The organism is Rhizohabitans arisaemae, assembly GCF_025996515.1.
Taxonomy (GTDB): domain Bacteria; phylum Actinomycetota; class Actinomycetes; order Streptosporangiales; family Streptosporangiaceae; genus Rhizohabitans; species Rhizohabitans arisaemae.
Genome location: NZ_BLRH01000035.1, coordinates 491,300 through 516,271, shown reverse-complemented (window position 1 = coordinate 516,271; position 24,972 = coordinate 491,300). Strand labels below are relative to the sequence as shown.

Annotated in this window: 23 protein-coding genes and 1 tRNA gene; 13 read left to right on the top strand and 11 right to left on the bottom strand. The window is 66.3% G+C overall.

Going from position 1 to position 24,972, the window contains the following annotated elements; genetic code table 11:
- Nucleotides 1-28 precede the first annotated feature (28 nt).
- Both lanKC and RUR_RS24430 read right to left on the bottom strand, forming a co-directional pair.
- A complete protein-coding gene (gene lanKC, locus RUR_RS24435; protein ID WP_283137509.1) occupies nucleotides 29-2,629 on the bottom strand; it encodes a class III lanthionine synthetase LanKC in 2,601 nt (866 codons plus the stop codon).
- 647 nt (nucleotides 2,630-3,276) lie between these two features.
- The gene (locus RUR_RS24430; protein WP_283137508.1) at nucleotides 3,277-3,783 is read right to left on the bottom strand and encodes a DsrE family protein; all 507 of its coding nucleotides are present in this window, start codon (nucleotides 3,781-3,783) and stop codon (nucleotides 3,277-3,279) included.
- Between the two features lie 376 nt (nucleotides 3,784-4,159).
- Here RUR_RS24430 and RUR_RS24425 point away from each other — a divergent pair, with 376 nt between their 5' ends.
- The 5 genes from RUR_RS24425 (at nucleotide 4,160) to RUR_RS24405 (ending at nucleotide 9,635) form a co-directional block, all read left to right on the top strand.
- Nucleotides 4,160-4,375 carry a tautomerase family protein gene (locus RUR_RS24425; protein ID WP_283137507.1) on the top strand — a complete coding sequence of 72 codons (216 nt, stop codon included), beginning with the start codon at nucleotides 4,160-4,162 and terminating at the stop codon, nucleotides 4,373-4,375.
- 111 nt (nucleotides 4,376-4,486) lie between these two features.
- A complete protein-coding gene (locus tag RUR_RS24420; protein ID WP_283137506.1) occupies nucleotides 4,487-6,292 on the top strand; it encodes an AfsR/SARP family transcriptional regulator in 1,806 nt (601 codons plus the stop codon).
- Between the two features lie 447 nt (nucleotides 6,293-6,739).
- Complete coding sequence (locus RUR_RS24415; RefSeq protein WP_283137505.1) at nucleotides 6,740-7,480, top strand: tryptophan 2,3-dioxygenase family protein; 741 nt, start codon at nucleotides 6,740-6,742, stop codon at nucleotides 7,478-7,480.
- Nucleotides 7,480-8,607 carry an aminotransferase class V-fold PLP-dependent enzyme gene (locus RUR_RS24410; protein ID WP_283137504.1) on the top strand — a complete coding sequence of 376 codons (1,128 nt, stop codon included), beginning with the start codon at nucleotides 7,480-7,482 and terminating at the stop codon, nucleotides 8,605-8,607. The genes RUR_RS24415 and RUR_RS24410 overlap by 1 nt, the downstream gene beginning before the upstream one ends.
- Nucleotides 8,604-9,635 carry a methyltransferase gene (locus tag RUR_RS24405; protein ID WP_283137503.1) on the top strand — a complete coding sequence of 344 codons (1,032 nt, stop codon included), beginning with the start codon at nucleotides 8,604-8,606 and terminating at the stop codon, nucleotides 9,633-9,635. Before RUR_RS24410 ends, RUR_RS24405 begins: the two co-directional genes overlap by 4 nt.
- Before the next feature lie 201 nt (nucleotides 9,636-9,836).
- Here the strand turns inward: RUR_RS24405 and RUR_RS24400 are convergent, their stop codons facing one another.
- Complete coding sequence (locus RUR_RS24400) at nucleotides 9,837-10,064, bottom strand: hypothetical protein (protein ID WP_283137502.1); 228 nt, start codon at nucleotides 10,062-10,064, stop codon at nucleotides 9,837-9,839.
- Nucleotides 10,065-10,377: 313 nt separating this feature from the next.
- Here RUR_RS24400 and RUR_RS24395 point away from each other — a divergent pair, with 313 nt between their 5' ends.
- The 8 genes from RUR_RS24395 to RUR_RS24360 all read left to right on the top strand — a co-directional run bounded on the left by RUR_RS24395 (nucleotide 10,378) and on the right by RUR_RS24360 (nucleotide 17,478).
- Complete coding sequence (locus tag RUR_RS24395; RefSeq protein WP_283137501.1) at nucleotides 10,378-11,025, top strand: Crp/Fnr family transcriptional regulator; 648 nt, start codon at nucleotides 10,378-10,380, stop codon at nucleotides 11,023-11,025.
- Nucleotides 11,026-11,089: 64 nt separating this feature from the next.
- Nucleotides 11,090-11,830: a nucleotidyl cyclase domain-containing protein gene (locus RUR_RS24390; protein WP_283137500.1), complete on the top strand. Its 741-nt coding sequence runs from the start codon at nucleotides 11,090-11,092 to the stop codon at nucleotides 11,828-11,830.
- Nucleotides 11,823-13,682 carry a serine/threonine-protein kinase gene (locus RUR_RS24385; RefSeq protein WP_283137499.1) on the top strand — a complete coding sequence of 620 codons (1,860 nt, stop codon included), beginning with the start codon at nucleotides 11,823-11,825 and terminating at the stop codon, nucleotides 13,680-13,682. The genes RUR_RS24390 and RUR_RS24385 overlap by 8 nt, the downstream gene beginning before the upstream one ends.
- A 10-nt stretch (nucleotides 13,683-13,692) precedes the next feature.
- Nucleotides 13,693-14,403, top strand: coding sequence for a hypothetical protein (locus RUR_RS24380; RefSeq protein WP_283137498.1), 711 nt, complete (start codon nucleotides 13,693-13,695; stop codon nucleotides 14,401-14,403).
- Nucleotides 14,400-14,675: a helix-turn-helix domain-containing protein gene (locus RUR_RS24375; protein ID WP_283137497.1), complete on the top strand. Its 276-nt coding sequence runs from the start codon at nucleotides 14,400-14,402 to the stop codon at nucleotides 14,673-14,675. Before RUR_RS24380 ends, RUR_RS24375 begins: the two co-directional genes overlap by 4 nt.
- Entirely contained in the window at nucleotides 14,672-15,829 is a 1,158-nt protein-coding gene (locus RUR_RS24370; protein WP_283137496.1) for a hypothetical protein, read from the top strand. The genes RUR_RS24375 and RUR_RS24370 overlap by 4 nt, the downstream gene beginning before the upstream one ends.
- 1,106 nt (nucleotides 15,830-16,935) lie before the next feature.
- Nucleotides 16,936-17,148 carry a hypothetical protein gene (locus RUR_RS24365; RefSeq protein ID WP_283137495.1) on the top strand — a complete coding sequence of 71 codons (213 nt, stop codon included), beginning with the start codon at nucleotides 16,936-16,938 and terminating at the stop codon, nucleotides 17,146-17,148.
- 135 nt (nucleotides 17,149-17,283) lie between these two features.
- Nucleotides 17,284-17,478: a hypothetical protein gene (locus RUR_RS24360; RefSeq protein ID WP_283137494.1), complete on the top strand. Its 195-nt coding sequence runs from the start codon at nucleotides 17,284-17,286 to the stop codon at nucleotides 17,476-17,478.
- A 15-nt stretch (nucleotides 17,479-17,493) separates the two neighbouring features.
- Here the strand turns inward: RUR_RS24360 and nagA are convergent, their stop codons facing one another.
- From nagA to RUR_RS24320, 8 genes are all read right to left on the bottom strand, one after another.
- The gene (gene nagA, locus RUR_RS24355; protein ID WP_283137493.1) at nucleotides 17,494-18,591 is read right to left on the bottom strand and encodes an N-acetylglucosamine-6-phosphate deacetylase; all 1,098 of its coding nucleotides are present in this window, start codon (nucleotides 18,589-18,591) and stop codon (nucleotides 17,494-17,496) included.
- Nucleotides 18,588-19,388 carry a GntR family transcriptional regulator gene (locus tag RUR_RS24350; protein ID WP_283137492.1) on the bottom strand — a complete coding sequence of 267 codons (801 nt, stop codon included), beginning with the start codon at nucleotides 19,386-19,388 and terminating at the stop codon, nucleotides 18,588-18,590. Before RUR_RS24350 ends, nagA begins: the two co-directional genes overlap by 4 nt.
- 34 nt (nucleotides 19,389-19,422) lie before the next feature.
- Nucleotides 19,423-20,478 (bottom strand): SIS domain-containing protein, encoded by a 1,056-nt coding sequence (locus tag RUR_RS24345; protein WP_283137491.1) that lies wholly within the window; start codon nucleotides 20,476-20,478, stop codon nucleotides 19,423-19,425.
- A complete protein-coding gene (locus RUR_RS24340) occupies nucleotides 20,475-21,647 on the bottom strand; it encodes a sugar ABC transporter permease (RefSeq protein WP_283137490.1) in 1,173 nt (390 codons plus the stop codon). The genes RUR_RS24345 and RUR_RS24340 overlap by 4 nt, the downstream gene beginning before the upstream one ends.
- Nucleotides 21,644-22,444 carry an ATP-binding cassette domain-containing protein gene (locus RUR_RS24335; protein WP_283137489.1) on the bottom strand — a complete coding sequence of 267 codons (801 nt, stop codon included), beginning with the start codon at nucleotides 22,442-22,444 and terminating at the stop codon, nucleotides 21,644-21,646. The genes RUR_RS24340 and RUR_RS24335 overlap by 4 nt, the downstream gene beginning before the upstream one ends.
- A complete protein-coding gene (locus RUR_RS24330) occupies nucleotides 22,441-23,322 on the bottom strand; it encodes an ROK family protein (RefSeq protein ID WP_283137488.1) in 882 nt (293 codons plus the stop codon). The genes RUR_RS24335 and RUR_RS24330 overlap by 4 nt, the downstream gene beginning before the upstream one ends.
- A gap of 17 nt (nucleotides 23,323-23,339) precedes the next feature.
- Complete coding sequence (locus tag RUR_RS24325; RefSeq protein WP_283137487.1) at nucleotides 23,340-24,428, bottom strand: substrate-binding domain-containing protein; 1,089 nt, start codon at nucleotides 24,426-24,428, stop codon at nucleotides 23,340-23,342.
- Between the two features lie 444 nt (nucleotides 24,429-24,872).
- Nucleotides 24,873-24,946, bottom strand: a tRNA-Lys gene (locus RUR_RS24320).
- Between the last annotated feature and the right edge of the window lie 26 nt (nucleotides 24,947-24,972).

Below are 24,972 nucleotides of genomic sequence, written 5' to 3'. Positions count from 1 at the left end.
CAGGCCGGAGTCCCATATCGAGTGGAGTTCAATCGAGCAACAGGAAATGACCGGAAGAACCGTTCAGCACCCGATGCAGGGCCAGCAGTACACCCGCTCCGCCGCTCCAGAGCTCCGCGCTGAACTTGAGGTTTCCGTCGCCAAGAAAGCGAACGCCCTGCCCACCTTCGATCGCGTATTTGACCAAGCCGGTGGCGACCTTCACGGCGTCGTCCGCCGCTCTCGGATCCCAAACGACGTCGGCGTAGTCCGCGAGCGCGAACGCCAGACCCGCCAGACCGCAGTACAGCGCGGGAAACACGCAGCAGTTCTTATGGAAATCGCTGAGGACACGTGGCAGGGCAGCGGCGATCCGCTCGTCGGCGGCGTCGGCCGCGTACCGGCCCAACACCAACCCGACACCCGCCGAGCCGCTGAACAGATAGGGCATGGAACGCCTGGTCAGATCGTTGTCGGTGAAAGAGAGCGCACCGTCCGGCATCTCCATCGCCAGGTCGAGCTCCCCATGCAGGAGACGCCTTCCTTGTCGCACATACCGGTGGTCACCGGTCACGGCGCCCAGCCGGTGCAGGAACAGGGCGAGGCCGGACCGGCCGTGCAGCAGCCCGCGGGCGTTGTCCGGTCCCAATGTCGAGCGCAGATCGCCCGTGCCGACAATGGCCTCGCCCGAGGCGACGGCCATGTCGAGGAAACGTTGCTCGCCGGTGCCAAGGTGCATGCGCAGAGCCGCCATACCGATGCCGGCCCGCCCCTCGCCCAGCGTGGTCGACGTACCCAGCACAGGATGACGGGCAGCGCCCGTGAGCAGGTCACCGGCTTCGTCGAGAAGCCCGAGATCGGCGAGAATCCAGCCGACGCCGGCCGCCCCGATGTGCAGTCCCGGTGGAAGGTCGGCGCCGCCGTTCACTGCCTGGACGCGAAGACGTTCGACCAGCTCGGCCGGGATCGTGGAGCCGGTGACCTGCAAGGCGTGCAGGATGCCGGCCAAGCCGTAGGCGACGGAGAGCAGGTTCGTCTCGTACCCGCGGGGAACCGTGGGGAAGACTCGATCAAGCCGCTCGACGCCGACCATGTCGGCCAGCCCGATCCTGACCTGCTCGGCGAACCGTCCAAGGCTCTCCCGCGGTCGTTCGTCGAGCTCCTCGGGCGTGGGGAGCCGCTGTGCCGTGTCCCGCTCGTTGTGGAACCGGGTGGCACGCCGCCAGAGCTCGGCGGGAACGGGAGCGTGCCGCTCGACGTCCCTGCGCAGCAGGCGCAGGTTTCCCGAACTCCGCTGGATCACCGAGTGCAATGGCATGATCAGGCCCAGTGCGACGGCGGAAAGACCGTATTCGTCCCAGGCGAAAGGGCCCTCCAGAGCAAGTTCCTCGGGCGGTATGTATCCGTTCGCACCCATGCGGATGAGTGGAGCGGTGCGGTGTTCACACGACTCGAAGTCGATCAGCCTGGCTCCGGCGGGGCTCACCATCACATTTCGAGGATTGAGATCGCCATAGCGGTAGCCGGCCTGGTGGATGCGGCCGAGGGCATGGTCCAGCTCGTCGAGGAACCGCGTGCAGCTGCCGTAGAAGGCGTCGAAGTCGGCCACGCTCCGACCGGACTGGATCAGCGGCGAGTGCCGGGCCATCCACCTGTTCAGTGGTGTTCCTTCGACGAACTCGGTCACCAGGAACTCGTGTTCCCACTCCTGGAAGTAGTCCAACGGTTCGGGGCAGGCGCCGGGGACGGCCAGGTGGATCTCGGTGAGCACCCGATGTTCCCGTCGTAGCCGGTCGACGGCCGTGGTGCGATCCCAGAACAGGCCGTTGTGCGCGCGTGCCTCCTTGACGAACACGATGCGGCCCGTCCGGGTGTCCTTGGCCTGGTAGCTCCCACCGGCATTGCTGTGCTGGAGGACCTGGACGATCTCATAGCCGTGGATCGTCACCGGGCCCCCGCACACCCCGTCCGGCGGCTCGGTGAAAGGATCTTCGATGCCGGGAGGCGGCGTGAAGGAGACACCCCGCACGTCCGGTACGTCGAGGCCGTTGCCGTCGCGGACCAGGCTTTCCCGATCGCCGTTCGCCAGCATCCGGCTCCGTGACCGGAACGCGCCATAGCGGTAGTGCACCGTGCGCGAGTCGCGGAAGCGCCGATCGGAAAGGACGTAGGGTCCCTCCTCCTCAGCGAGGTCCCGCGCCAGCCGTTCCATCAGGCGCAGGGCGGCCCGTTCATCGGCCGGATACAGGGCGCAGAACTTCCCTGCCTGCGACCTAGGCCCATGCTTGTGATGAACAAACAGGAAGAACGCCTCCGCGGACAGGTGCTTGAAGGCCACCTTCTCCGCATCGCAGGCCCGCGCCACCGTGTTCAGCACGAAGTCGGCGCGGTCAAGGCGAGCGGAAACGTGCACCTTCCATCCCTGGTCCGGGGTAACCACCTCGGGATGACGCCAGACGGTCCATATGTCGTGAGTGGCACAGGTCCAGCCGTCGGAGAGACCCTCGGGTGTGAATCGCCTCCCGGCCTCGGAAATCCGTGACAATGGGGCGTAGAACTCAGGATCCGCCTGTGCGTAGCCATAAATTCGAAGCATGAATACGTCCCCGCTTATTGACCGGATCGGTTTGTCGAAGGCGACCCTATGCACCACTGAAGCAGATATTGACCTTCAGAGTTCATTCCTCCCCCATCGCTCTTCATTCCGGTTGGGATTCGGCTTGTTCGCCGAATTCCCAGCCGGGCGACTCCGCGGAAACTCTCACTTGTTCCTGAGCCGAGTCTTTGATATCCAGGCCGTGTTGCCATCGCGTTGCCGCACAGGTGAGGCTCACAGGTGGGGGTGTCGACAGGACATCGCGCCGACCCGGCGGTCGCCACCCGGAGCATGACGGAAGCCCGCCCGCAGGTGACGACCGCCGACATGCGGCGCCTGCGTGAGCGTGAGACGGCGCTGCACGACCCTCGCGCCGCGTTCGATATGGCGCCGGAGCATGGCGAAAGGCCAGGCGGGCTATGGCCGCCTGGCCCTGACGTTTACCACCGGAGGCTCGGGTGTTTCCGGAAATCCGGGACCGCGGTGGCCGTCGGAACCGGATCTCGGGTCACGCCCAGAGACTCCCACCGCGACGCGATGTACCCTCCCGGATCCACAGACCCTCTAAACTGGGCGCCGTTCATCGGCCAGATCGCGAAAGTGCCGTCCCGCTAGAGGATGTCGGCCTTACCGTCCGGATCGAAATCAGCGCGCCAGCCAGGAGGACACCGGCGGAGAGCGCTCTGGCGACGCGGCCCGCGTCAGTAGCTGAAGGTGGTCGCGCCTTCGTCTCCGATCCACTTCCACATGGGAACGGTCCCGCCCAGTTCGGCACCGTCGATCAGCAGGCTCTTGTCGAGCTTGCGGGAGTCGAAGCAGATCGGGCAGACCAGGTAGCTCCCGCCCGCCTTGGCGTACCGGTCGACGAGGTCCGCCAGCGGCGGGCAGCCGTGGCACGCGACGGCCACGGCGACGCCCTCCAGGGCCAGCCGGGCCGCTTCCTTGGTGAGGAACATGAGCGTGGGCCGGCCCTCCTCGGCCGCGGCGACGGCCACGAGGAAAGCCACGGTGACCCGCTCGGTATCCTCCAACCCGGTGGTCAAACTGATGACAGCCTTTCCGGCCATGACGTACTTCTCCTTGCCTGTACGGCGGCGCGGCCCGTAGCCGATGTCGGAAGCCTGAGCCGTGAAAACCGCGAGGTCGCGGGCGGGCCAGGCCGCCCGCCCGCGGAGCCGGGTGCGCGGTCCGACGACGGATCCGCGCACCCGGCCGACCGGGCCCCTCCCGTCTTAGGAGCCCGGTGGCCCCGGTCCGCCCGTCACCTCTCGGTCCCACCCCGGCGGCCGGTGGCACACTTTGACGGTCGAAGCCGACGACGCCTTCGCTCCCGTTTCCTTGGCGGCGTGTACGGCTTGCACCCTGTTCATGGATTCCCTTCTCCCGGACACGGTGACGCGTGTCCGCTCCGGAGGATGAGTAGAAGCCTGCGGTGTCGACGTGTGAAGAAGCGTGTGCGTCCGCGCCGGTTCGCCGGCGCCGAGGCGGCCGATTCGTCACACGGTCGCTCACACCCCCGTGCCGCATCGTCATGGCATAGCCCGCCGGACGTGCCGGCGCGCCAGGTGAACCACGGAGGGGAAAATGCCGTTCATCAACGTGAAGGTCATCGAAGGTGTGTTCAGCGACGACCAGAAGGCCGACATCGTGCGGACGCTCACCGAGGCGATGGTGGGCATCGAGGGCGAGAACATGCGCCCGGTGACCTGGGTCGTCGTCGACGAGGTCAAGAGCGGTGACTGGGGCATCGGCGGGAAGCCGCTGACGACCGCGGACGTGAAGGCCCTGGCCGCAGGCTGAGTCAGAGCCGGATGACCGGTCTCCCGTGCGTGGGCCGCCGACCGGTGTCAAGATCGAATCGGGCCGTTCCGGCGGCTTCACGCCAGGTGCACCGCCAAGGAGGTGGGCTTCATGTTGAAGGTCCGGTTGCTGGGACCTCCATCCGTCGAGCGGGACGGCCAAGCGGTCCGGCCGCCGCGGGGCCGTAAGGCATGGGCCCTCCTCACCTACGTTCTGCTGACCGAACGGCCGCCCGGCCGCAGACGCCTGGCCGAGCTGTTCTTCGGCGACGCCGACGACCCGCTGGGTGCCCTGCGGTGGACGCTCGCCGAGCTGCGCCGCGCTCTCGGCCTGCCCGGCGTGCTCACCGGCGACCCCGTGGTCACCGCGCTCGGCGACGACGTGGTGGTCGACGTCCTGCTGCTCAACCGCGAACACGCCGACCCCACCCCCCTCCTGGACCTCGACGGCGAGCTGCTCGAAGGCATGGACCTGGCCTCCAGCCCGGAGTTCGAGTCCTGGCTCGTGGTGGAGCGCCAGCGGATCTCGGGAGCCGTCGAGGCGCGACTGCGCCAGGCTGCGGTGGCGTTGCTGGCGTCGGGGCACGCGGGTGACGCGATCGCGTACGCCGCGCGTGCCGTGGCCCGCAATCCGCTGGAGGAGGGCAACCACGAACTGCTGGTGCGGAGCCTGGCCGTGAACGGTGACCGGGTCGGCGCCATGCGGCAGGTCGCGGTGTGCGAGGACGTACTGCGGCGTGAGCTCGGCGTCGAAGCCTCGGCGGCGCTTCGGGAGGCGGCCACCGTGGGGGCGGGTTCGCTGATCGTTCTGCCGCTGAGCGGCAGGGCGGCGGCCACGAGTCAGCTTGAGGCGGGGCGTGCCGCCATCGCGGCCGGTGCCGCGGACGCAGGCATCCAGTGCCTGCGCCGGGCCGTGCTCGAGGCGACCCGATGCCGGGACGTCGCCCTGCAGGCCCGCGCGCTCTGCGCTCTCGGAAGCGCGCTGGTCCACGCGGTGCGGGGCCGGGACGAGGAAGGCGCCGCGGTCCTGCACGAGGCGATCCTGCTGGCCGATCGATCGGGTGACCGCGCCACTACCGTGACGGCGCACCGGGTGCTGGGGTTCGTCGAGGTGCAGGCGGGCCGGCGCACGACCGCGGACGCGTTTCTGGTGAAAGCCCTGGCGCTGGCCGAGACCGACGAGGAGATCGCCGGAATCCTCGGGGTCCGTGGCATGAACGCCTCCGACCGTGGCGACTACCCTGCCGCCTTCCGATACCTCGACGAGTCGATCGAGCGGGCGAACCTGCGCGACGACCAGCGGCAGGAGGCGTGGTCGCTGTCGATCGCGGCACGGGCTCACCTGCTGCGCGGCGAGCGCAGCCAGGCCTCCGCCGCGCTGACGCGCTCCTTGCGCCTGGCGCACCGGCAGCGCTGGATGGCGTTCCTGCCCTGGCCGCAGGCCCTCCGCGCGGAGCTCGATCTGCACGCCGGTCACCTGGAGCTCGCGGCCGACCGGTTCGAGAAGGCCTGGGCGCTGTCCTGTCAGGTCGAGGACCCCTGCTGGCAGGGCATGGCCGCACGCGGCCTAGGGTTGCTCAACGCCAGCCGGGGCGACCACGTCGCGGCCAGGGACTGGCTCGGCGAAGCGGCGTTCCGCTCCAACCGGGTACCCGACCGCTACCAATGGGTCCACGGATACGTGCTCGACGCGACGATCACAAACGACTTGGCCCGCGGGGACCACAACCGGGCCAGGCCGCTCGTCTCGGCCTTGGCGCTCCTGGCCGCACGGTGCGACATGCGGGAACTCGTGGTGCGTGCGCACCTCCACCGGTACCGCCTCGGTGACGGGCAGGCGCTCGCGTCCGCCCGGGTGCTCGGCGCCGACATCGACAATCCCGCGCTGACCGAACTGCTGACGATTCCGGACCGATAGAGCGAAGAACAAGGCGCCGCGCATCGCGTTCTCGACCGTAGACGACGCCTTTCGCTCCACGGCGCCGCAGGCCGTTCTCTACGCCGTCCACTTCAGGCGGCGTGTCCAGGACGTGGTGCCCGAAGCCTGAGTTCCCGTACGGCGCTCATCGCGCGAACCCCTGCGGCGGCACGCCGGTGAGTCGGGCGGCATCCGCCACAAGCGAGATCCGCCACGAATGAGTAATAAGGCCTGGTCCGCCGGACCGGTTCGCCGCAGTGTGGGCGTGGCAAAGGGCGGCCGGCTCAAACCGCCTTCGTACACCCGTACCAAACGAACACCGAGTGGCTTCGCCGTTCGGTGTCTCCCCGATATGCCGGTTCACGGCGAGAGAAGAGTGTTGTGAACACAGCGTGCATCACCGTCGACGACCTTCGCCATGAGGTGTCGAAGCCGATATTCAATTCCGTGCTCAAGACTTTTGTGGGCGAGGGGAAGCTCGACTACGAGCTGTATTTGAAGACCTCCGAGCTGTTCACCCTGCAGTCCCCCGCGGACGAACTCGTCTGCTCCGACGAGTTGATGTTCCAGATCGTGCACCAGGTGCAGGAAATGTGGCTGAAGCTCCTCACGCACGAACTGACCGAGCTGGTCGGGGAACTGGAGGGCGACGACCTCTGGAGCGCCACCGCCCGGCTGGAGCGCATCATCCGGATCAGCCGGTGCCTCGCAGGCGAAATGCGCGTGCTGGAGACGCTTACCCCCGACACCTACCAGACCATCAGACGGCACCTTGGCAAGGGCAGCGGCCAGGAGTCCCCGGGATTCAACCGCGTGCAGCTGGCCGCGGGGTTCGTGTCGGAGGCGCTCGACCGGCTCGTGGACCGCCGGGGAACCTCCGTCTACGACGTGTACGCCGTACCGGACCCTGAGCACCTCGACCTCAAGCGCACGTTCGAATGTCTGATGGATGTCGACGAGGCGTATCAGACCTGGTTGTTCACCCACTTCATGCTCGTCCGCCGGACCATCGGCGTCGGCAGAGGTACAGCGGCACTCGACGGGGTGCCCACCACCGTGCTGACCGGCCGGATGACGCAGCCGCTCTTCCGCCCGCTCTGGAAAGTCCGCGAGCGGATGACCGCGGGCTGGGACCGCGGCGACGGATACGCCCCCGGGACCGAGCGAACCGCGCAGGCGGAGAAATGATGGACCAGGCCACGCTACGCGCCGAGTTCCCGCTGCTGGAAACCTGCCTGTACCTGAACAGCAACTCGACCGGAGCGATACCCCGGAGGGTGGAGACGGTCCTGCGGCGCTACTGGCAGACCCTGGTCAACTGGCGGGACGAGATATGGTCCGGCTGGCTGGAGCAGACGCAGGCCTACGCCGACGCCGTGGCCGGTTTCATCGGCGCGCCACCCGGATCGGTCGTCACCGACGTCAACCTGAGCACCCTCCTCGCCCGCGTCGCCACCTGCCTCGACTTCACCGGCCGGCGCACCAAAGTGGTCACGACCGATCTGGAGTTCCCCACCGTCCCGTTCCTGTGGCGCGGCTTCGCCCGCTACGGGGCGGACCTGGAGGTCGTACCCCTGCAAGGCCACGACGTGGGCGCGCTGGAAGCCGCCATCGACGAACGCACCCGGTGCGTGTGCGTCACCCACGGCGCCTACGCGACCGGAGCCCTCCTCGACCTGGAACGGATCGTCGCCCGCGCGCACGCGGTCGGCGCGAAGGTCATCGTGGACGCCTACCAGACCGTGGGCGCGGTCCCCCTGGACGTCACCGCCCTCGGCGTCGACTTCCTGCTGGGCGGCGCGCACAAATGGATGTGCGGAGCCTCCACCGCGTTCCTCTACATCCGCCCCGACCTGCTGCCCGAACTCAGACCGGCGGCGACCGGCTGGCTCGCCGGCGCCGACCCGACCGGCTTCAGACCGGCCGCCGGATGGGCCCCCGACGCCCGGCGCCTCTCCGGCGGCACCCCCATGCCCCTGGGGCCGATGATCTCCAGGGTCGGGCTCGACCTGCTGGCCCTCGTCGGCATCGACGAGATCCGGCGCCACTCACTCGCCTGCACCGACCGCATCCTGGAACGCGCGGACGCCGCAGACATCCAGGTGCTCACGCCGCGCGACCCGGACAGCCGCGGGGGCGTCGTCTGCCTGCGCTTCCCGGGAGCCGAACACGTACGAAACAGGCTGGCGGGCCGCGGCATCGTGTGCAGCTGGCGCGGCTCCCTCCGCGTCGCCCCGCACATCTACACCACGATCGCCGAAGTCGACGCCTTCATGGACGCCGTGGACGTCGAACGCAAGCAGGTCGGCCGATGACCGGCACCGCCTACTCGCCGCGAGCGCTCATGAGCCTCCTCGCCAACGGCTCGAAAGCCATGGACGTCATACGGACCGCGCTCGACCTCGGCCTGCTCGACGCGCTGGAGGAGGCCGACGTCGGCGTGGCCGAGCTGGGCGCCCGGCTGGACGTCCTTCCCGGTCGCCTGTTCAAGCTGCTGGACTGCCTGGAAAGCCTCGGCATGGTCCGCGCCGAAGCCGTCGTCGACGACTACACCCTGACCCGATACCGAGCCGTTCCCGGCCTGCGCCGCGCGGCGGCCGAAGTCGTCGGCCCCGGATCGCTGGAACTCGACCGCGACCGCTACCCGTGGCGGATGCTGTACGGCGACCTCGCCGGCGTACTCCGCGGCATGACGTCGATCCCCCCGCACGCCTTCGCCTGGCCACCCCAGGGAGCCGTGCAACTGGCCGGCTTCGAACAGAGCATGGCGGCCGGCCTCACCCCGTTCGTCCAGACGTTCCGCACGCACGCGAAGCTACTGTGGAACACGCCCGGGTCACGCCTGCTGGACGTCGGAGGCGGCGACGGCACCCTCGCCGCCCACCTGCTGGCGCACTCCCCGGACCTGCGCGTGGACGTCTACAACCTGCCGGAAGCGGAGCCGCTGGTCGGCCGTACCCGCCTCGACAGCCCCCACGGGCACCGGCTCGGGTTCGTCGGCGGTGATTTCCTGGGCGAACCCCTCCCGGCCGGGTACGACGCCCTGTCGTTCGTCCGGGTCCTGCACGACTGGCCGATCCCCACGGCGCGCATGCTGCTCCGCAAAGCCCACGGCGCCCTGCCGCCCGGCGGCCGGATCCTGATCTGCGAGGAGTTCCGCACCCCGGAACGGCTCGCCGCCCAGTTCTTCTGGTCGTACTTCCTCATGGGGGTCGACGCGTGCGTCAGCCGCCTGTACGAGATCGAGCATTACGTGCGTCTGCTACGCGAGAGCGGTTTCGGCGACGTCGTCGTACTCCCCGGCCCCGTCGAACTCATCGTCGCGACCAAAAAAGATTTGTGACGGTGACCCCGAATAGGTCCCGGAAACGATGCTGGTCATACTCCACTGAGTGGAGTATGACCAGATCATGACTACTGTCGTAATGCGCCGCCGACGACTCGAACCCCAGACCCGCTGATCATGAGACGGCAGGTCAGGCTGCTTGCGAGCCCCGGCGGCGTGCTGATGCACCCGGGCGATGGCGGAGTCCAGGCCCACCTCTCAGGTGATCAATCCCGCCGCATCTGCCTGTGCTCGTAGACCGGCCAGGATCCGCTGCCAGGTTCCCGCCCAGCTGCCAACAGCGAAAATCCGTACATCGCCTGCCAGGAGCCGCATCAGGCCGGCGCGCCCACCCGCACCCACATCAAGCGCAGGATCGCTCTTCGCGGGTCGATCGTGGGGATCTATCGTGCGTTCCGGCAGATCGCGGGGCAACGCGGTCAGCATAGGTGTCGCCTTTGTGGATACAAGCGCGTACGAGTGATCCTTGATGGTCGATCCGCATGATCGTCGTTCGAAGAAACAGAGATTAACACTCAAGGTAAGCATCGCTCTTACGGACTGTCCGCCCGGCTCAGGACCTCACCTATCGCCATCACCTGAAGCCTGACGTGCCGACAACCGGAAACATGAAAGGCCCAACATATTCGATTCCCATGAATGATCATCTACACTCCGACCCTACACCTCCCCTTATGTGACTCAGCTCACTTTTCCAAACATCTTGATTACATCCTTTAGCTCGACAATAGTGGGTAGGGTGAAGATTCCAGAAGCCCTCTTGGACGGGCTGATTGAATTCGGGCACCCCCGATGCGTGTCTCCCGGAGAATCAATCCTCCACCAGGGAACATTGCCTGATCGCGTCATCCTACTTCTTGACGGACAAGTAAAGGCAGTCAGGGAGCAGCCAGACGGCAAGCCAATACTTCTTTCGATTGTTGAGCATAAAGAAACCCTAGGAGCGACTGGCATACTCTCGGGAATGCCCCGATCCTGCTCAATTAAGGCCGTGACTCGATGCCAGATATCAACGCTACAGGCGAATCAGTTTCTTAAGCTTGCCCGAGAATCGGAGCTTGGCGATGAATTGCGGCGACAAGCCATGATTCGAGTTGCCGACATAAACGCTTGGCACACCCTAATTATCCATCTTCCTGCCAAGAGGAAAGTGTGTCATGCACTTCTCCGCTTCGCCCGCCGTCGGCCGGATGGCATGCATGAGGTCAGGCTCACCCATGAGGAGATCGGAGGATCCGTGGGCGTAAGCCGCCAGTCCGTCGACAACGCACTCCACTGGCTTCGTCGCGCTGGAACCGTCGAGACCGAGCAGAGGCGCGTTGTGATCTTGAGGTGGGATCACCTCGTTTCCCTGTCCGAAAGTGGACAGCGCCGTGCCAAATCCTAGGCAGCCGCCCTCATCACCATCGCGCATAGTTGGGGTGCCCATCCGATCATAGAGAGGCTCTCCCATGGAGGAGTACCGAGCGCTGTTGGCGGCCGATGTAGAAGGCTTCACCACCCATCCCGACACTGCGCTGCCAGATGTCTCCCTGTACTTCCAGCGAGTGATTCGAGACGCTTGTGAGGCGTCCGGACTCGGCAAAAGTTGGGACGCCCTCGCTTTCAGAGTGTTCAAAGGCGACGGCGTCCTCGCAGCCTTCCCCATTCAAGCTCTCGCGCGGCTCATCGATCCCTTCGCCGCTCACGTACAGCATCGCCTGAGTGACATGAGACCAGAACTGCGTTCACAAGGCATCCGCCTCCGACTCCGTCTAGCCCTTCATGCCGGCTTGCTGGATGACCGGCGTCCAGATACCCCCGGCGTCTCCGCCGCGACGAACACGGTTTCGCGACTCCTGAACAGCCAGCCCCTGTATCGCGCTCTGGAGGAAAGCGATCCGGACGTCACCTTCACCGCGATCCTGCTGTCCTCCGAGGTATTCGAGAATACTGTCGTGGGCGGTCGTACCACTCTTCGCCCGAGCCAGTTCACGAAGGTAGAGGCGACGTCGAAGAGATTCCACCAACCGGGCTACCTCTATGTTCCCATCCCGTCTACAGGACTGATCCAGAACGTCTCCACATCCGCCGATCCACGTGGAGGGCCTGGTTCACGGCCGCCGATGTGGATGAGCAATCACGTGAAACACGGAAACATCAACAACGGCGTCGTTCAAGGCCACCAGATCGCCTGGAGCCGTGATGCATGACGACGCGTCGAAGGAACCCTTCCAGTTCCTTATCAACATCGCTCACAACCTGAACAACGGAAGGGTTCAAGGCAGTCAGTCCTGCACACATCCCCGGTCGCCTCTGGAGGTGCCGTCTGCGAGCCCCAACCTGATCGGGTCTTTGCTTGTCGAACCCGTGCCTGGCTTCGTGCCGGTAAGGGGAATCCGCAAAGCGAGGAAGGGTCTTCGCGAAGGGCTCCTGTTCCTGGCCGGAGAACGCGGCACAGGACGTCGGACCGTGGCCTGCGCCCTTCTCGCAGGCCTTCGGAACGACAAGGTGATCATTCGCTGCCTGAGCCCGGATGTCGATTTCGCGACTTGGACGCCCGAACCAGGCGCGGCTGACGGCTATCTGGTAGATGGCTCACCGAGTCTTCTGATGCAATCCCGCGCGGCTATTGTGGCGGTCAGGGAGAGGCTGATGGCAGCGGACGCGGTAATGGTCGTGATCCTCCCTGAAGGGGTCCGTCTCGACGATCGGACGATGGGGCTCATCGGTCCTGCTCTCGTACGCTGTCAGCCGCCCTCCGCCGAAGAGGTCTTCGCGGCGCGCCTCAGAGCGGCTGTCCCAGAGGAATCGGAACGAGGTCTTGTGACCCGAGGTCTTCCCCCGGGTTTTCTCAGGAACGTACTCTCACGCGACGGCTCTCCCCAAGACGCCATGGACGTCCTCGAAGCACTTCTCGATACGTCTGACCACCTTCACAGAAGCAGACTTGCCGCGATCAGATCGACTCTTGACGAGGGGGCGGACAGAGAAGTCCACGAACTCATCCCTGATTGGTTCCTGGACAAGGACCTCCGCCACGTCCTGATTTCGGCGGCCGCCTTCGTCGGCCAACCGCCCGAAACAGTATCGGAACAGGCTCGGCGCTTGGCACGCATCGCAGGAACGGTTCCCAACGAAGCGGCCCCTCGGTCTCTGGAAACGCTCCTGCGCCCTGTCGGCGTGCGAGTCGAGACGGTCAGGCATAGCCACAACGACCCACCGGTCCGGGTGGTCTTCGCCCGCAGCCGTTGGGCGAAAGCAATCCTCCGTCAGGTTTGGCGGGGCCCGCTCGCCGAGCCAGCCGCCGAGTGGCTGCGCAGTGTGCCCGAGGCCGAACTGATCCCGCCCGCAGGCCAGGCACTCGCAACGTCGGCCGTTGTCCACCCACGACACCTGCAACTGACTCGGATTCGGGCCAGCGCCGTTTCCCGCGACCCACGCGGCCCAAAGGTCGCCGCTGCCGCGCTGCGAACCCTCGTGGCTGAGATGACACATGCCGACGAGATCTTCGCCCAGCTCGGCGGCTGGGCCGGCAGCACCGACGAGCGGCTCCGCTATGTGACAGCGCTGACCTGCGGCGGCAGTGCCGAGACCACGCCTACCGCACCCATCCTAGGCTTGGTCGTCAGGCTCATCCGAAACTCAGACTTGGATCCTGCCCCACGCATCGCGAACGCTATCGATGAAGCCCTGATGGACCGGTTCTACCAGGGTGACCGGACGGTTGTCCTGCAGGAGCTGACGCGATGGACGGAGTCAGGCCAAGCGGAGACACGCTACGCCACAACACTCTTTCCCAGGCTCCTGTCCAGATATCTCACCTGGTTCCAGGCGCACATCGTGAAGGAGTCTGGTAGACGCTCGGTAGCCATTCTCATTCGTCGGGTGACACGTTCGCACGGATCAGGGTCACGCCTCCGCGACACCATGCTCGCCTGGCAGCGATTCGCCTACCTCTCCCCCGACGGATCCGCACCATTTGATGCGCTCCTAGCGACAGTACGGGAGGACCGGCATCCAGCCATCCAGCAGCTCCTCGCCGTTCTCGATCAACAGTACTGAGGAGAGATCAATGACATTGCGTCCACGAAACGTCCTGTTCCAGACAATCGAGACGCGCGTTGTCGAGCAGCATCCCGGTCTGCTGGTTGACACGAGTTCCGGCCTGATCCGTCTCACTCCGCAGGAGGCGAAAGCCTCGATCAGGGGCAACAGGCCATACGAAGCCGTCTGGCGTGCTGCAATCCTGGCAGCACGGCATGGCGAACCCGACCAAGAGCTAAGTTTCCTGTTTGCGGTCTGGCTGGCCGAACCATGGATGACTCGCGTCATGTCCATGATCTCCAGCCGCTTCCGCGAATCTCGCGAGGATCTGGAGGCCGAGTTCGTCACCGCCTTCCTGGAGAATCTGCACAACATCGACCTGAACCGGCTCGATGCCAGTGAGAGTCTCCTCATAGCCGCATCGAGGAGCACCTGGGCACTCGCATGCGCCGCCAGACGGGAGCGACCGGTCAACGACTCGTGCGACCTCATGGCACGCGACGACCTAGAGTCGTACGCCGAAAGCGGCTGGGAATTGGAGTTCATTCCACCACCACGGCCTGACCGACTCTCCGCTCCCCTCCGTTTCGTCGCTGACTCCACCCGGATCGAGGGTGAACGTCTTGGGACGCTCGCCTACCGGTTGGGACTTGCCGATATCGTCCTCCGCGCACGACGGCCGCTGGATGATGCGGCGACGGGACACATCTCGCTTCGCGCGATCGGAGCGCGCCGTTGATCAAGACACCGCTCACCTTCGCGGAAGCATTCGACCTTCCGCTGACACTCGATCTTCCCACCGCGGCGAAAGCCCTCGGTATCTGTCGTGCCACTGCTTACCGGCTGATCCACACGGACGCGTTTCCCTGCTCTGTCCTACGCATCGGCCGCCATTACCGCATCCCCACAGCCCTGTTGATGGAAGCGCTCGGACTCGAGCAGGTTCCCGTTCATGCAGAGCACATCAAATCGGGTATCCACCACGCCAGAGAATATGAGGAGGTTCGTTGACAATCGCCAATATCCCCATTGCCGGGGCCCCAGCAGAGGAACTGGGTGGAACCTGGTCGTGTTTCGTACTCGGACCGCTCGGGGATCCCTACGCCAAAGCGGGAAGCCCCAAGTTGAAGATCTACGAAGAAATGCGCGTTGTCTACGAGAACGTTATTCAGACTGCCTGCGCAGCCTTCGGTATCACCCCAATCCGAGCGGACGAATTGCCCAGCACTGGGGAAATCGCCGACCAGATCTGCCGCCACGTCAAGGAGGCCGACCTCGTCATCGCCGATCTTACTGGCCTCAACCCCAACGTGATTTGGGAGCTGGCGCTCCGGCAGGGAACAGGGAAACCCACGATCCAGCTCCGCGACGCGGCCGACGCAGCGGACCTGCCTTTCTATCTCGCCAAGGTCCGCACCATCATGTATGGCCGAACCAAGGGCGGACTGATCGAGGCTCGTGAAGCTCTTCGCCAGACGCTGGAACTCGGCATTCGCAATGGATTCGACATCCTCACACCGGCCCGTATCCTGCACGGCGCAGTCGTCAACTCTGACGTCGTCACCATCGACGAGAAAGAAGACGCACTGGGGCTACTGGACGCCTACGCTCAGATCGAAGTCGAGATGGTGGCCATAGTCGACGATCTGGAGAATCTGACCGCTTCCTTGCAAGCCATCATGGAAGCCTGTGACGCGTTTCTTCCAGAAATCAGCAGGCTCACGGAAGGGGAACGTCGGCCAACGGCGATGCTGGCCGTCATACTGCGTTTCGCGACCGCAATCAGTGGGCCTGCGAACGACATGGATACGAGCTCGAAACACTGCACAGAGCGGCTGTACTCAGCCGACGCCGGCGTCCGCCTAGTCCTCGCCCATGTTGAGAGCCTACCTCTCAACGAGCGTCCCGAAGAGACCAACGAGATCCTGAGCAGTCTCATTGATCTGGAGGAAATCGCAAACGAGGCCATCGGCTATCTCCTGGAGATGTCCCATGTCATCGACTCGGGGAAAGACCTCAGCCGCCAGCTTCGCAAGCCACTCTCCAAGATCACATCAGCCGTAGCTCGGATGGCCTCGGCGAACAGTTACGTCAGTGGCTGGGGGGCTCAGGCCCGATCTCTTCTGGCCACTCCAGAGTCCTCTGACACCGGTGAACTCACGTAGAACATGACGGAAGAAGATCATCTGGATGACAGGCAGCGCGCCCACAGGCATGTTCGGGTGCGCTGATGTCGAGGGGGTTGTCTTGCGATGGCGGCCCTGGCCCTCTTGATCTCCTCGCAGAAGATCACTAAATACCGGTCGCGACTGCCGCCGCCCGAATGGATGCGATGTCAAGCATCTACGCCTTGCGGGCACGTGCCATTGCCAACCCCGCATGCCCTACGCTAAAGATCACAGATCAAGGTGCCTACCGAGGGCTCGTGCGTGCTCGACAAATGGCTCGCTGGTTTTGTTCGCGAGAGTTTGATCCAGATCCACTTCTCGCGAACAAAACCAGCTCGCCGAAGTTCCCCCTTAGAAGGTCAGCAACATTCTGCAGGTGTAGCATCTGTCCACCGTCCCCGAGGTCGACCAGCAAGTCGCCGAGGAACACGACCGCCTGAAGCTCTATGGTTGACACACAGCAGTATCCCAACGCCAGCACCGGCCTGCAGCCGACTCAACATGATCGTGTTCCTGGAAATGTGGATCACGGAAATAGGCCACACCCACACGCACCTAGCCGTTGATAGAGCACCTCGGTCTATCCGCAGGCTGGCGGAGGTCCGCTAAGAACCGAGAAACCCTGGCTCAGCGCCCTGAGCCAGGGTTTCTAACGGGTGCGCCGCCAGGGACTCGAACCCCGGCCCGCTGATCAAGAGTCGCTAGCCTTTGTGTAAGGCCATACCTAAGTGCGTTTCCTTGTAACGCTCCACCCCTTTCCGCCGTCCCCGAAATACCCCAAATGCCACCGCGTGTTCACAGGTGCCGATGGCCGAAGAGTAACCACCGAGCAACCGACCGTGCAATTGCACGGCCTTGACCATTCGGTTCGCCTACGAAGAAGCCCAGGTCCGAATGTGGTCTTGGGCGGCTTGAGGGTTCCGAACGCGTGGTCGTCGACTAAGGCTCTGATCGGGGTCCGTGCCGACGGCTCCAAGGAACTGATGGTACTCAAAGACGACTACCGTGAGTCCGGCGTGCTCCGCTCGGAAACACGGTGTCGATTTCCGAAGTCGTACGCAAGAATGTCTGAAGTCCTGCGCACGAGGCAATTACGCCAAGGCGTGGAGAGGCTGCGGGAAGACGTCTTCGGCCCTGATGTGTGTCACCTTGCCCAGTTCTTCTGGTCGTACTTCCTCATGGGGATCGACGCCTGTGTCAGCCGCCTGTACGAGATCGACCACTACGAACGCCTCCTGCGGGAGAGCGGTTTCGGCGACGTCACCGTGATCCCCGGCCCCGTCGAACTCATCGTCGCGACCAAGAAGGAAAGGTGAAGCGCTGACGTCGCCGATCCCGGCATGCCAGGTGACCGGACGCGGCCGTCTCGTCCGGTCACAACGGCAAAGTTCTTACCGCCCCTCCGCGCGGTTGGCTGGTCACCCCTCCAGGCGAAGGTGTGGTCGCCGCGGATGCCGGAGAAGACGACGGTGTCCCCGCGGGGCACGGCCCGTACGTCACCGGCCGGACGTCCTCCGCGCCAGATGACCTTGCCGTCCGTCTCGATCTTCCGGCGTTCGCCGATGTACCCGTGGATGCGCATCGACGTGAAACCCCTCGAAGCCACGCGCCAGTCCGGCAGGTCGGAGGTCGTCGAAGCCGAGTAGGGGCGGGGATATCGGTCAGCGCTTGACGTCCACGCCGGCCTGGAGGACGCGGTCCAGCCGGAAGTCGTCGGTTGTGACGAGCAGGTCGGCCAGCCCGCCGAGCTGTAGTTCGCCCGATCCGGCGCGTGTCAGGGTGCGGGCCGGGGCGCGGCTGGCCAGGTTGACCGCCGTGTCCGGAGCCCAGCCGCGCCGGACGAGCCGGGCCACCTGCTCGAAGAGCGTGACGGTGCTGCCGGCGAGGGTTCCGTCCGCGAGCCGGGGAACACCGTCGACCACCATGACGGACAGCCCGGCGATCGTGAGCGGCCCGTCGGCGCCCCCGGCGGCCGAGGTGGAGTCGGTGACGAGCACGATCCGATCGGCGGCCGCGCGGAGCGCGGTCTCGGCGACCTCGGTCGCGACATGTACATCGTCGGCGATGAGCTGGATCGTGATGCCGCTTCGCGCGAGCGCCACCGCCGCCACGTTCGGCTCGCGGTGGTGGAACGGCGCCATCCCGTTGAAGAGGTGCGTCACGCCGCGGGCGCCGCGGGCGAAGGCCTCGCGCGCCGTCGCCGCGTCGGCGCCGGTGTGGCCCAGGTGCACCGCGATTCCCTGGCGCGCGGCCCAGGAGATGAGCGGCAGCGCGCCGTCCAGCTCGGGGGCGATGGTGAGGGTGGTCAACGGCCCCGCTTCACGCAGCCGCGTCACGATGTCGATGTCAGGCTTTCGCAGGAACTCGGGTCGATGCACCCCGCGGTGGTCCGGTGAGAGAAACGGCCCTTCGGCGTGCACGCCCAGGATTCCGGAGAGCCCGTGCGCCTCGCCTGGCGCGTCGGCGATCCGACGGAACTGGCGGACCATCACGTCCACGTCATCGGTGATGACGGTCGGCTGGAACGCGAACACCCCGTCACGCAGCAGCGCGGCGCGCGCGATCGCGATGCCTTCCGCGTCCGCGGTGTTGAAGTCGGCGCCCGCGTACCCGCAGACATGGGCGTCGATGAGCCCGGGCAGCACGACGCCCTTGCCCGTCGCCGGGAGTCCGCAGCGTACGACCCGCCCGTCATGGATCTCGAGGTCGCCCGCGACCCAGGCGCCCGAGATCACCGCCCCGCTCGCGGAGATCCTCACCGCAGCACCTTCCCGAAGTTCGGCGACGGGTCGGTCACGCGCTCCACGGCTCGGTTGACCGTTCTCCTGGCACCACGGCCCGACTCCAGGAGCGCGCGGAAACGGTATCGGTCGCCGCGGTACACGCTCCGGCCCGATTGGACGACGCGGCCGCGATCGTCGTAGATCAGCTGGATGATCTCCAGAATCGGCTCCCCCGCGCTCAAGCCGAGGTACTCGGCCAGCTCGGGGCTCGCCCCACGTGCCTCGATGACGCACTCCGCGTTGACGGTGTGGACGCCGAACCGTTCGGCGAGGATCGCGTAGAGCGATTCGGTCGTGAAGTCGACGCCCTCGAGGCCGGGGGCGACCGCTTCGGGGATGAGGGTGTAGTCGACGACGACGGGCACCCCGTCGAGGAAGCGCAGACGGGCCAGGTCGATGACGTCGGCGCCGGGCGCGATCCCGAGCACCGAGGCCTCGTCGAGCGTGCTCGACCGCGTCTGGTACGTGAGCACCCGCGAGGTCACCCGGAATCCGTTGGCGGCGGCCAGATCGGAGAAGCTCACGAGTCCCGATCCGCCCTCCTCGATCGAGCTCTCAAGGCGGGTGATCCACCGGATTCCGCCGATCACCTGGACGAGCCCCTCGAGTTCGAGGTCTTTGAGGGCCTGTCTGACCGTCAGGCGGCTGACGCCGAACTGCTCCGCGAGGGTGCGCTCCGATGGCACGCGGGAGCCACGTGCCAGCTCCCCACGCTCGATCTGCTCGCGTAACGCATCGCTGATTCTGCGGTGCAGCAGCGAACCGTCCGCCATCGTGTTCCCCTCTCCGTGCCGCGGCTGCGGCCGATCATCTCCGTGGCTCATTATCTTCGACCACCTCATCTCCGAGTTTGATGTCTGTGTCGAGGAACAGGAACTCGTCCGGGTCGATCGAGCGCGAGCGCGACACGAGCCGGGCCGCCTGCTGAAGCACCGCCGCGGTGAAGATCGACGTTTCCGCGGCGGACACGGCCGGTGGCGAGATCGTGAGCACGCCGTCGCCCTCCGGCCCGTACGTCGTCGCGTTCGATCCGAATCGCAGCACCCGGCCCGACCCCTTCGCCAGGCTCGGCAGCAGGTGAACGCTGTCGGGCCCGTCGAAGACGAGGTGGAGTGTGCCGGGGCCGGCCGCTTCCATCAACCCGTGCAGATACTGGCGGGACTCGAACGGCGCCGCGGGCACGCGAGGCACCTCGCGCAGGAGGAGCGCGGCGGCCTCGGCCGCGCCCAGGTGCTCCACGGGCGCGACGACGTCGACGACGTGGGCTTCGTCGAGCAGCTCCGCGAGGAGCGTGATCTCGTCAGGTACCGCTGTCAGGAACACGGCGAGGCGATCGCCGAGTGAATCCCAATGGGGAGACGGAGCTCCGAGCGCCCAGGACTCCGCGAGCATCGACGCCGCCGCGACGGTCGCCGTGTACCCGATCGTCGAGGCGAGACTGTCCGGCAGGTCACCTAGCAGGATCGCCTCGTCCGTGCGCGCCGCGATAGGCGAATCCGTCACGTTCACGATCGCGAGGGTGCGTGACGTCACATGCCGCAGGGCGCCCACGGTCTCCCGGCTGCGGCCGGATTGCGACACGGCGACCACCAGGTCGCCCGGATCTGCCGACGGGCGATGCTCGAGTTCCGCCGCGTTGACCCGGCGAGCCGCGATGCCGTGGCCCCTGAGCAACTCGACCGCCGGGGCGACGGCTGCCAGGCTCGCCCCGATCGCGACGAACACCGGCCGCTCGGGCACCCGCCGTACGTTCCGCACCGACGATCGCAGTGTGGCGACGACGCGGGTGAGCTCGGACGGCTGGCGTCGCAACGCGGCCTCGAACGGCAGGAACCCCTGCCGCAGGAACGCGTCCAGGCTCATCGTCCGCTCACCTTCCTTCGCCGATGCGCCACCGAATCGATGACCACGGCCGCCACCAGCACGATCCCGGTGATGATGAACTTCGTCGCCGAGGACTGGTTCAGCAGATCCATCCCGTTCGAGACGGCACCGATCACCAGCATGCCGAGCAGCGCCGAGTACGCGGTCCCACGCCCGCCGAACAGGCTGGTGCCGCCGATGACCGCGGCGGCGATCGCGTTCAGCAGGACGTCGTTGCCTCCGCTGTTCTGGTTCACCGCGAACAGTCGCGACACCGCGAGCACCCCGCCGAACGCCGCGAACGCGGAACACAGGCTGAAGGCCGCGGCCTTCACGAGGGTGACCCGGATACCGGCACGGCGGGCCGCCTCGGAGTTCCCCCCTACCGCGACCAGCCGGCGTCCGAACACGGTGTACCGCAGCATGAGCTCGACCAGGAGCACGAGGCCGATGAAGATGAGGAGGGACAGCGGAATGCCGCGCCACTGCTGGAACACGAGGGTCACCGCGACGATCACGGCGGCGGCGATCGCCGTACGGATCCACGATCCCAGCGCCGGGCGCTCCGACAGACCTCGGGTACGGCGACGGGCCGCGTCGACGCGGATCGCCGCGGCGGAGACCACGACGAAGACGGCGGCGAGCACGTGGCCCCACCAGGCCGGCAGGGCCGTGTTCGCGAGCGCCGCGATCAGGCCGTCGTAGGGGATGTTGATCGCCCCGGTGGTGCCGAGGATCAGAAGCTGCACGCCTTGCCAGGCCAGCAACCCTCCGAGCGTCAGGACGAACGACGGAACGCCGAGCCTGCTGAAGACGACGCCGTGCAGCAATCCGATCGCGGCTCCCAGGACGACGGCGAGCACGACGGCCAGGAGGGGGTCCCAGCCGTACCGAATGTTCAGCACGACCATTCCCGCCGAGGTGACGCCGCTGACGGCACCCGCCGACAGGTCGATCTCACCGATCATGAGCACGAACACGATTCCGAGGGCGATCACGCCCGTCGACGCGATCTGCAGGCTCAGGTTGAAGAGATTCTGCGGTGACAGGAATCGATCGTTGGCCAGCTGGAACAGGATCGCGATGAGCACGAGGCCGACGATCACCGGGAGTGGGCCGAGCTCACCGGACCGCAAACCGGCGAGGCGATGGCCGACGGTCGTGTTCATCGGCTCTCCCCCGTCTTCGCGGCCCGCTGTGCACGGCGCCGGTGCGCCTGGCTGTCGGTCGCCCCCGTGATGGCGGCGACGACCGCGTCCTCCGTGGCCTCCTCGACGCGGAACTCCGCGACGACCCTCCCGAGGCGCAGGCAGACGATCCGATCGGCGACGTCGAACACGTCGGCGAGATTGTGACTCACCATGAGTACGGCGTGCCCGTCGTCCCGCAGGCGATCGATCAAGGCGAGCACCTCGGCGGTCTGCTCGACGCCGAGCGCCGCGGTGGGTTCGTCGAGGACGACGAGCCGCGGCGAGCCGATGAGGGACCGGGCGATCGCCACGCATTGCCGCTGGCCGCCCGAGAGCGATCCGACGGCGGCGCGCACATCCTTGATCTTCACGGAGAGGCGCGAAAGCAGTTCGAGGGCCGTCTTCTCCATGTCGAGGCTGTTCAGCACCGTGAGTTTCGACGGCTCCCGGCCGAGGAAGAGGTTCGCCACCACATCGAGGTTGTCGCAGAGTGCGAGGTCCTGATAAACGGTCGCGATACCGAGCCGTACGGACTCCTTCGGGGTGCGCGGATGCACCACGACGCCTTCGAACGACATGGTGCCGGAGTCCCGGACATGCGTTCCGGCGATCGTTTTGATCAGCGTCGACTTGCCCGCGCCGTTGTCGCCGACCAAGGCGACGACTTCACCCGTGCCCACCCGCATGGAGACGTCGGTGAGCGCGCGGACGGCACCGAACGACTTGCTGATGCCGTCCAGTTCGAGAGTCGGGACGACGCCCGCGGTGGTCGTCATGTCCGGGCACCCATCGCGGTCCGGGCCTCGTACCAGGCTGCTCCGCCGGTAAGGCCGGCGTCGTCACCCAGCGCCGCGGCCCGTACCTCGGTCCGGAGACCGAGGCGGGCGCCTGCGTCCCGGTCGACGCGCTCCCGCACTGCGGCGAGCAGGCGTTCGCCGCCGCCGCGCGCGATCCCGCCACCGATGACGAGTACGTCGGGCGAGCAGGTGAGACACATCAAGAGGGCTGCGGCGGCCGCTCCGTCCACGACATCCGCCCAGGTACGGACCGCAGCCGGCTCACCGGAGTCGGCTCGCTCGATCACCGTTTGGATGTCGGATGCCCGGGTTCCGGTCTCCTCGTCGAGGAGGCGGATGCGCCACGCCGAGCTGAGTTCGTTGAGGATCGGGCGTGCGGTCCCCAGCACCGGGAACTGCCCGATCTGGTATCCGGTCATCGAACCGGCGAGTATCCGGCCGCCTGCCGCCGCGGCGGCACCGACACCGGTCGAGAAGGTCAGATAGGCGGTGGTGCCGTGGCGGCTACCCGCACCGAAGGCCGCTTCGCCGAGAACCGCCAGCTCGGCGTCGTTCGCGAGTTCGACGACGAGACCGGTTTCGGTGGTGAGTCGCGACGCCGAGAGACCGCTGAAGTCGGTTCCGGGGAGGTTCTGCGTGGCGAATTCGAGGGTGCCGGTCGACCGGTCGACCCGGCCCGGCAAGCCGACGACGGCCTGGCGCGCCGTTCCCTCGGCGGCGAGTTGCCGCATGATCGCGAGCACTTGGCTGGGGGCGTTGCCAGCCTGGTGGGGTTGCTTGATTGATTGGAGGAGTGTGCCGTCGAAGGCGACGAGGGCACCGCGCACCGTTGTGCCGCCCAGATCGATCGAGATCACCGGAGAAGCCTTGGGCGTCATGGTTGGCGCAGCCCCGCCTTGTCGCACGCCGCCTTGTACTCGCTCGTGCAGATCTCTTCCACCTTCAGGTAGCCGCTGTCGATGAGCACCTTCTGGATGTCGGTGACCGTGACCGGCACGGGCACCTGCAGGAACGAGGGGACCTTGTGCGACCCGTCGTCGGTTGTGCCGTTCTGGAGCGCCGCGGGAACCGCTTCGCCGCGCACCATGGCCGATGCGATCTTCGCCGTGATCCGAGCCTGCTCCTCGATGTCGAGGAAGACCGACGCGTACTGATCACCGGCCACGATGCGCTGTACGGCGTCGAGCTGCGCGTCGAGTCCCGTCACGGGAGGAATCGGGTCGGCGCCGACTCCCTTGAGCGCGGCGATGACGCCGGCGGCCATGCCGTCGTTGGCGACGTACACCCCGACGATGCCGTCGAGCCCGAGTTTGGTGATCGACTGCTGCATCTGCCGCTGCGCGTTCTCCGCCGACCAATCCGGGGTGTCAAACTCCGCGGCGATCGTGTAGCCGGATTGGAGGGCGGCGCGCGCCCCCTGTTTCATGAGGCCGACCACCGAGTCGCGCGCATCGCCGTTGATCATGACCACGTTGCCGCCCTTAACGCCGTCGGCGGCGAGTTTGTCGACGAGCGCGCGAGCGCCGACACGGCCCTGTTCCACATTGTCGAAGCGGACGGCGAAGTCGGCTCCACCGTCGTTGATCACGCGGCCGTAGCTGACGACGGGGACTTTCTGCGCGTCGGCCAGGGCGACCATGGGCGCGGACGCCGTCGAATCGACGGGCGTGATCACGAGCAGGTCCGCGCCTTCGGTCAGCGCCGATTCGACCTGGCTCAGTTGCTTGGCGGCGTCGCCGCCAGCGTTGAAGTACAGGAGTTCGCACGTGGGGCACGCCTTGGCGAGCTCCGCCTCGAACGCGGGTTTGTCCCGCTGCTCCCAGCGTGCGGTCTGGTTCTCGGGCAGGAGGAGCGCGACCTTCGTGGCTTCCGCGGAGCCCTCCGTGGAGGACGTGCAGCCACTGACGAGAACGGTCATGGTCGCGATCACCGCGATTGCGGCGACATGGGTGTTCCATCTCACAACTGGACCACCTTTGATCTCAGGGGTGGAAAGCGGGTTCGACCCGCGGACTGCGAAACTAGCGCATTGTGGACCACTGGACAAGGCCACTGGTCCACAATTTGGACCAGTGGTCTAGCCTGGCCGAGCCCTCGGTGACGAGGAGGACACGTGTCCCGGCACCAGCCGAAGTGATCAGAACGCTTTTGATCTTCAAGCTTCTGGATGGCCGGAACTCGCGGTATGACGAAGCCCTCGACCAGCCGACTTCACGCCGGACAGCCCGTGTGTGATCTCCCACCCGTAACGGGTTAAGGTCCGCACCGGCACAACACGCTCAGCACATTTGCCGGAGCGGCGATACGACCGATCTGCAAGACCTGCATGCGTGAGCGCGGGACACGGAACAAAAACCAAAAGGCCGCTGTCCTACGAGTTCTCGCAGTTCAGCAGCCTGATTATGAGTGCGCCGCCAGGGACTCGAACCCCGGACCCGCTGATTAAGAGTCAGCTGCTCTGACCGACTGAGCTAGCGGCGCGACGTCGGCAACTGTACCAGGATCTC

Bases quoted from the DNA above. Each gene is read 5' to 3' on its own strand.
- RUR_RS24425 (WP_283137507.1), top strand. From the start codon at position 4,160: ATGCCGTTCATCAACGTGAAGGTCATCGAAGGTGTGTTCAGCGACGAC.
- RUR_RS24420 (WP_283137506.1), top strand. From the start codon at position 4,487: ATGTTGAAGGTCCGGTTGCTGGGACCTCCATCCGTCGAGCGGGACGGC.
- RUR_RS24410 (WP_283137504.1), top strand. From the start codon at position 7,480: ATGGACCAGGCCACGCTACGCGCCGAGTTCCCGCTGCTGGAAACCTGC.
- RUR_RS24405 (WP_283137503.1), top strand. From the start codon at position 8,604: ATGACCGGCACCGCCTACTCGCCGCGAGCGCTCATGAGCCTCCTCGCC.
- RUR_RS24400 (WP_283137502.1), bottom strand. From the start codon at position 10,064: ATGCTGACCGCGTTGCCCCGCGATCTGCCGGAACGCACGATAGATCCC.
- RUR_RS24390 (WP_283137500.1), top strand. From the start codon at position 11,090: ATGGAGGAGTACCGAGCGCTGTTGGCGGCCGATGTAGAAGGCTTCACC.
- RUR_RS24385 (WP_283137499.1), top strand. From the start codon at position 11,823: ATGCATGACGACGCGTCGAAGGAACCCTTCCAGTTCCTTATCAACATC.
- RUR_RS24380 (WP_283137498.1), top strand. From the start codon at position 13,693: ATGACATTGCGTCCACGAAACGTCCTGTTCCAGACAATCGAGACGCGC.
- RUR_RS24360 (WP_283137494.1), top strand. From the start codon at position 17,284: ATGCCGGAGAAGACGACGGTGTCCCCGCGGGGCACGGCCCGTACGTCA.
- RUR_RS24350 (WP_283137492.1), bottom strand. From the start codon at position 19,388: ATGGCGGACGGTTCGCTGCTGCACCGCAGAATCAGCGATGCGTTACGC.
- RUR_RS24345 (WP_283137491.1), bottom strand. From the start codon at position 20,478: ATGAGCCTGGACGCGTTCCTGCGGCAGGGGTTCCTGCCGTTCGAGGCC.
- RUR_RS24340 (WP_283137490.1), bottom strand. From the start codon at position 21,647: ATGAACACGACCGTCGGCCATCGCCTCGCCGGTTTGCGGTCCGGTGAG.
- RUR_RS24335 (WP_283137489.1), bottom strand. From the start codon at position 22,444: ATGACGACCACCGCGGGCGTCGTCCCGACTCTCGAACTGGACGGCATC.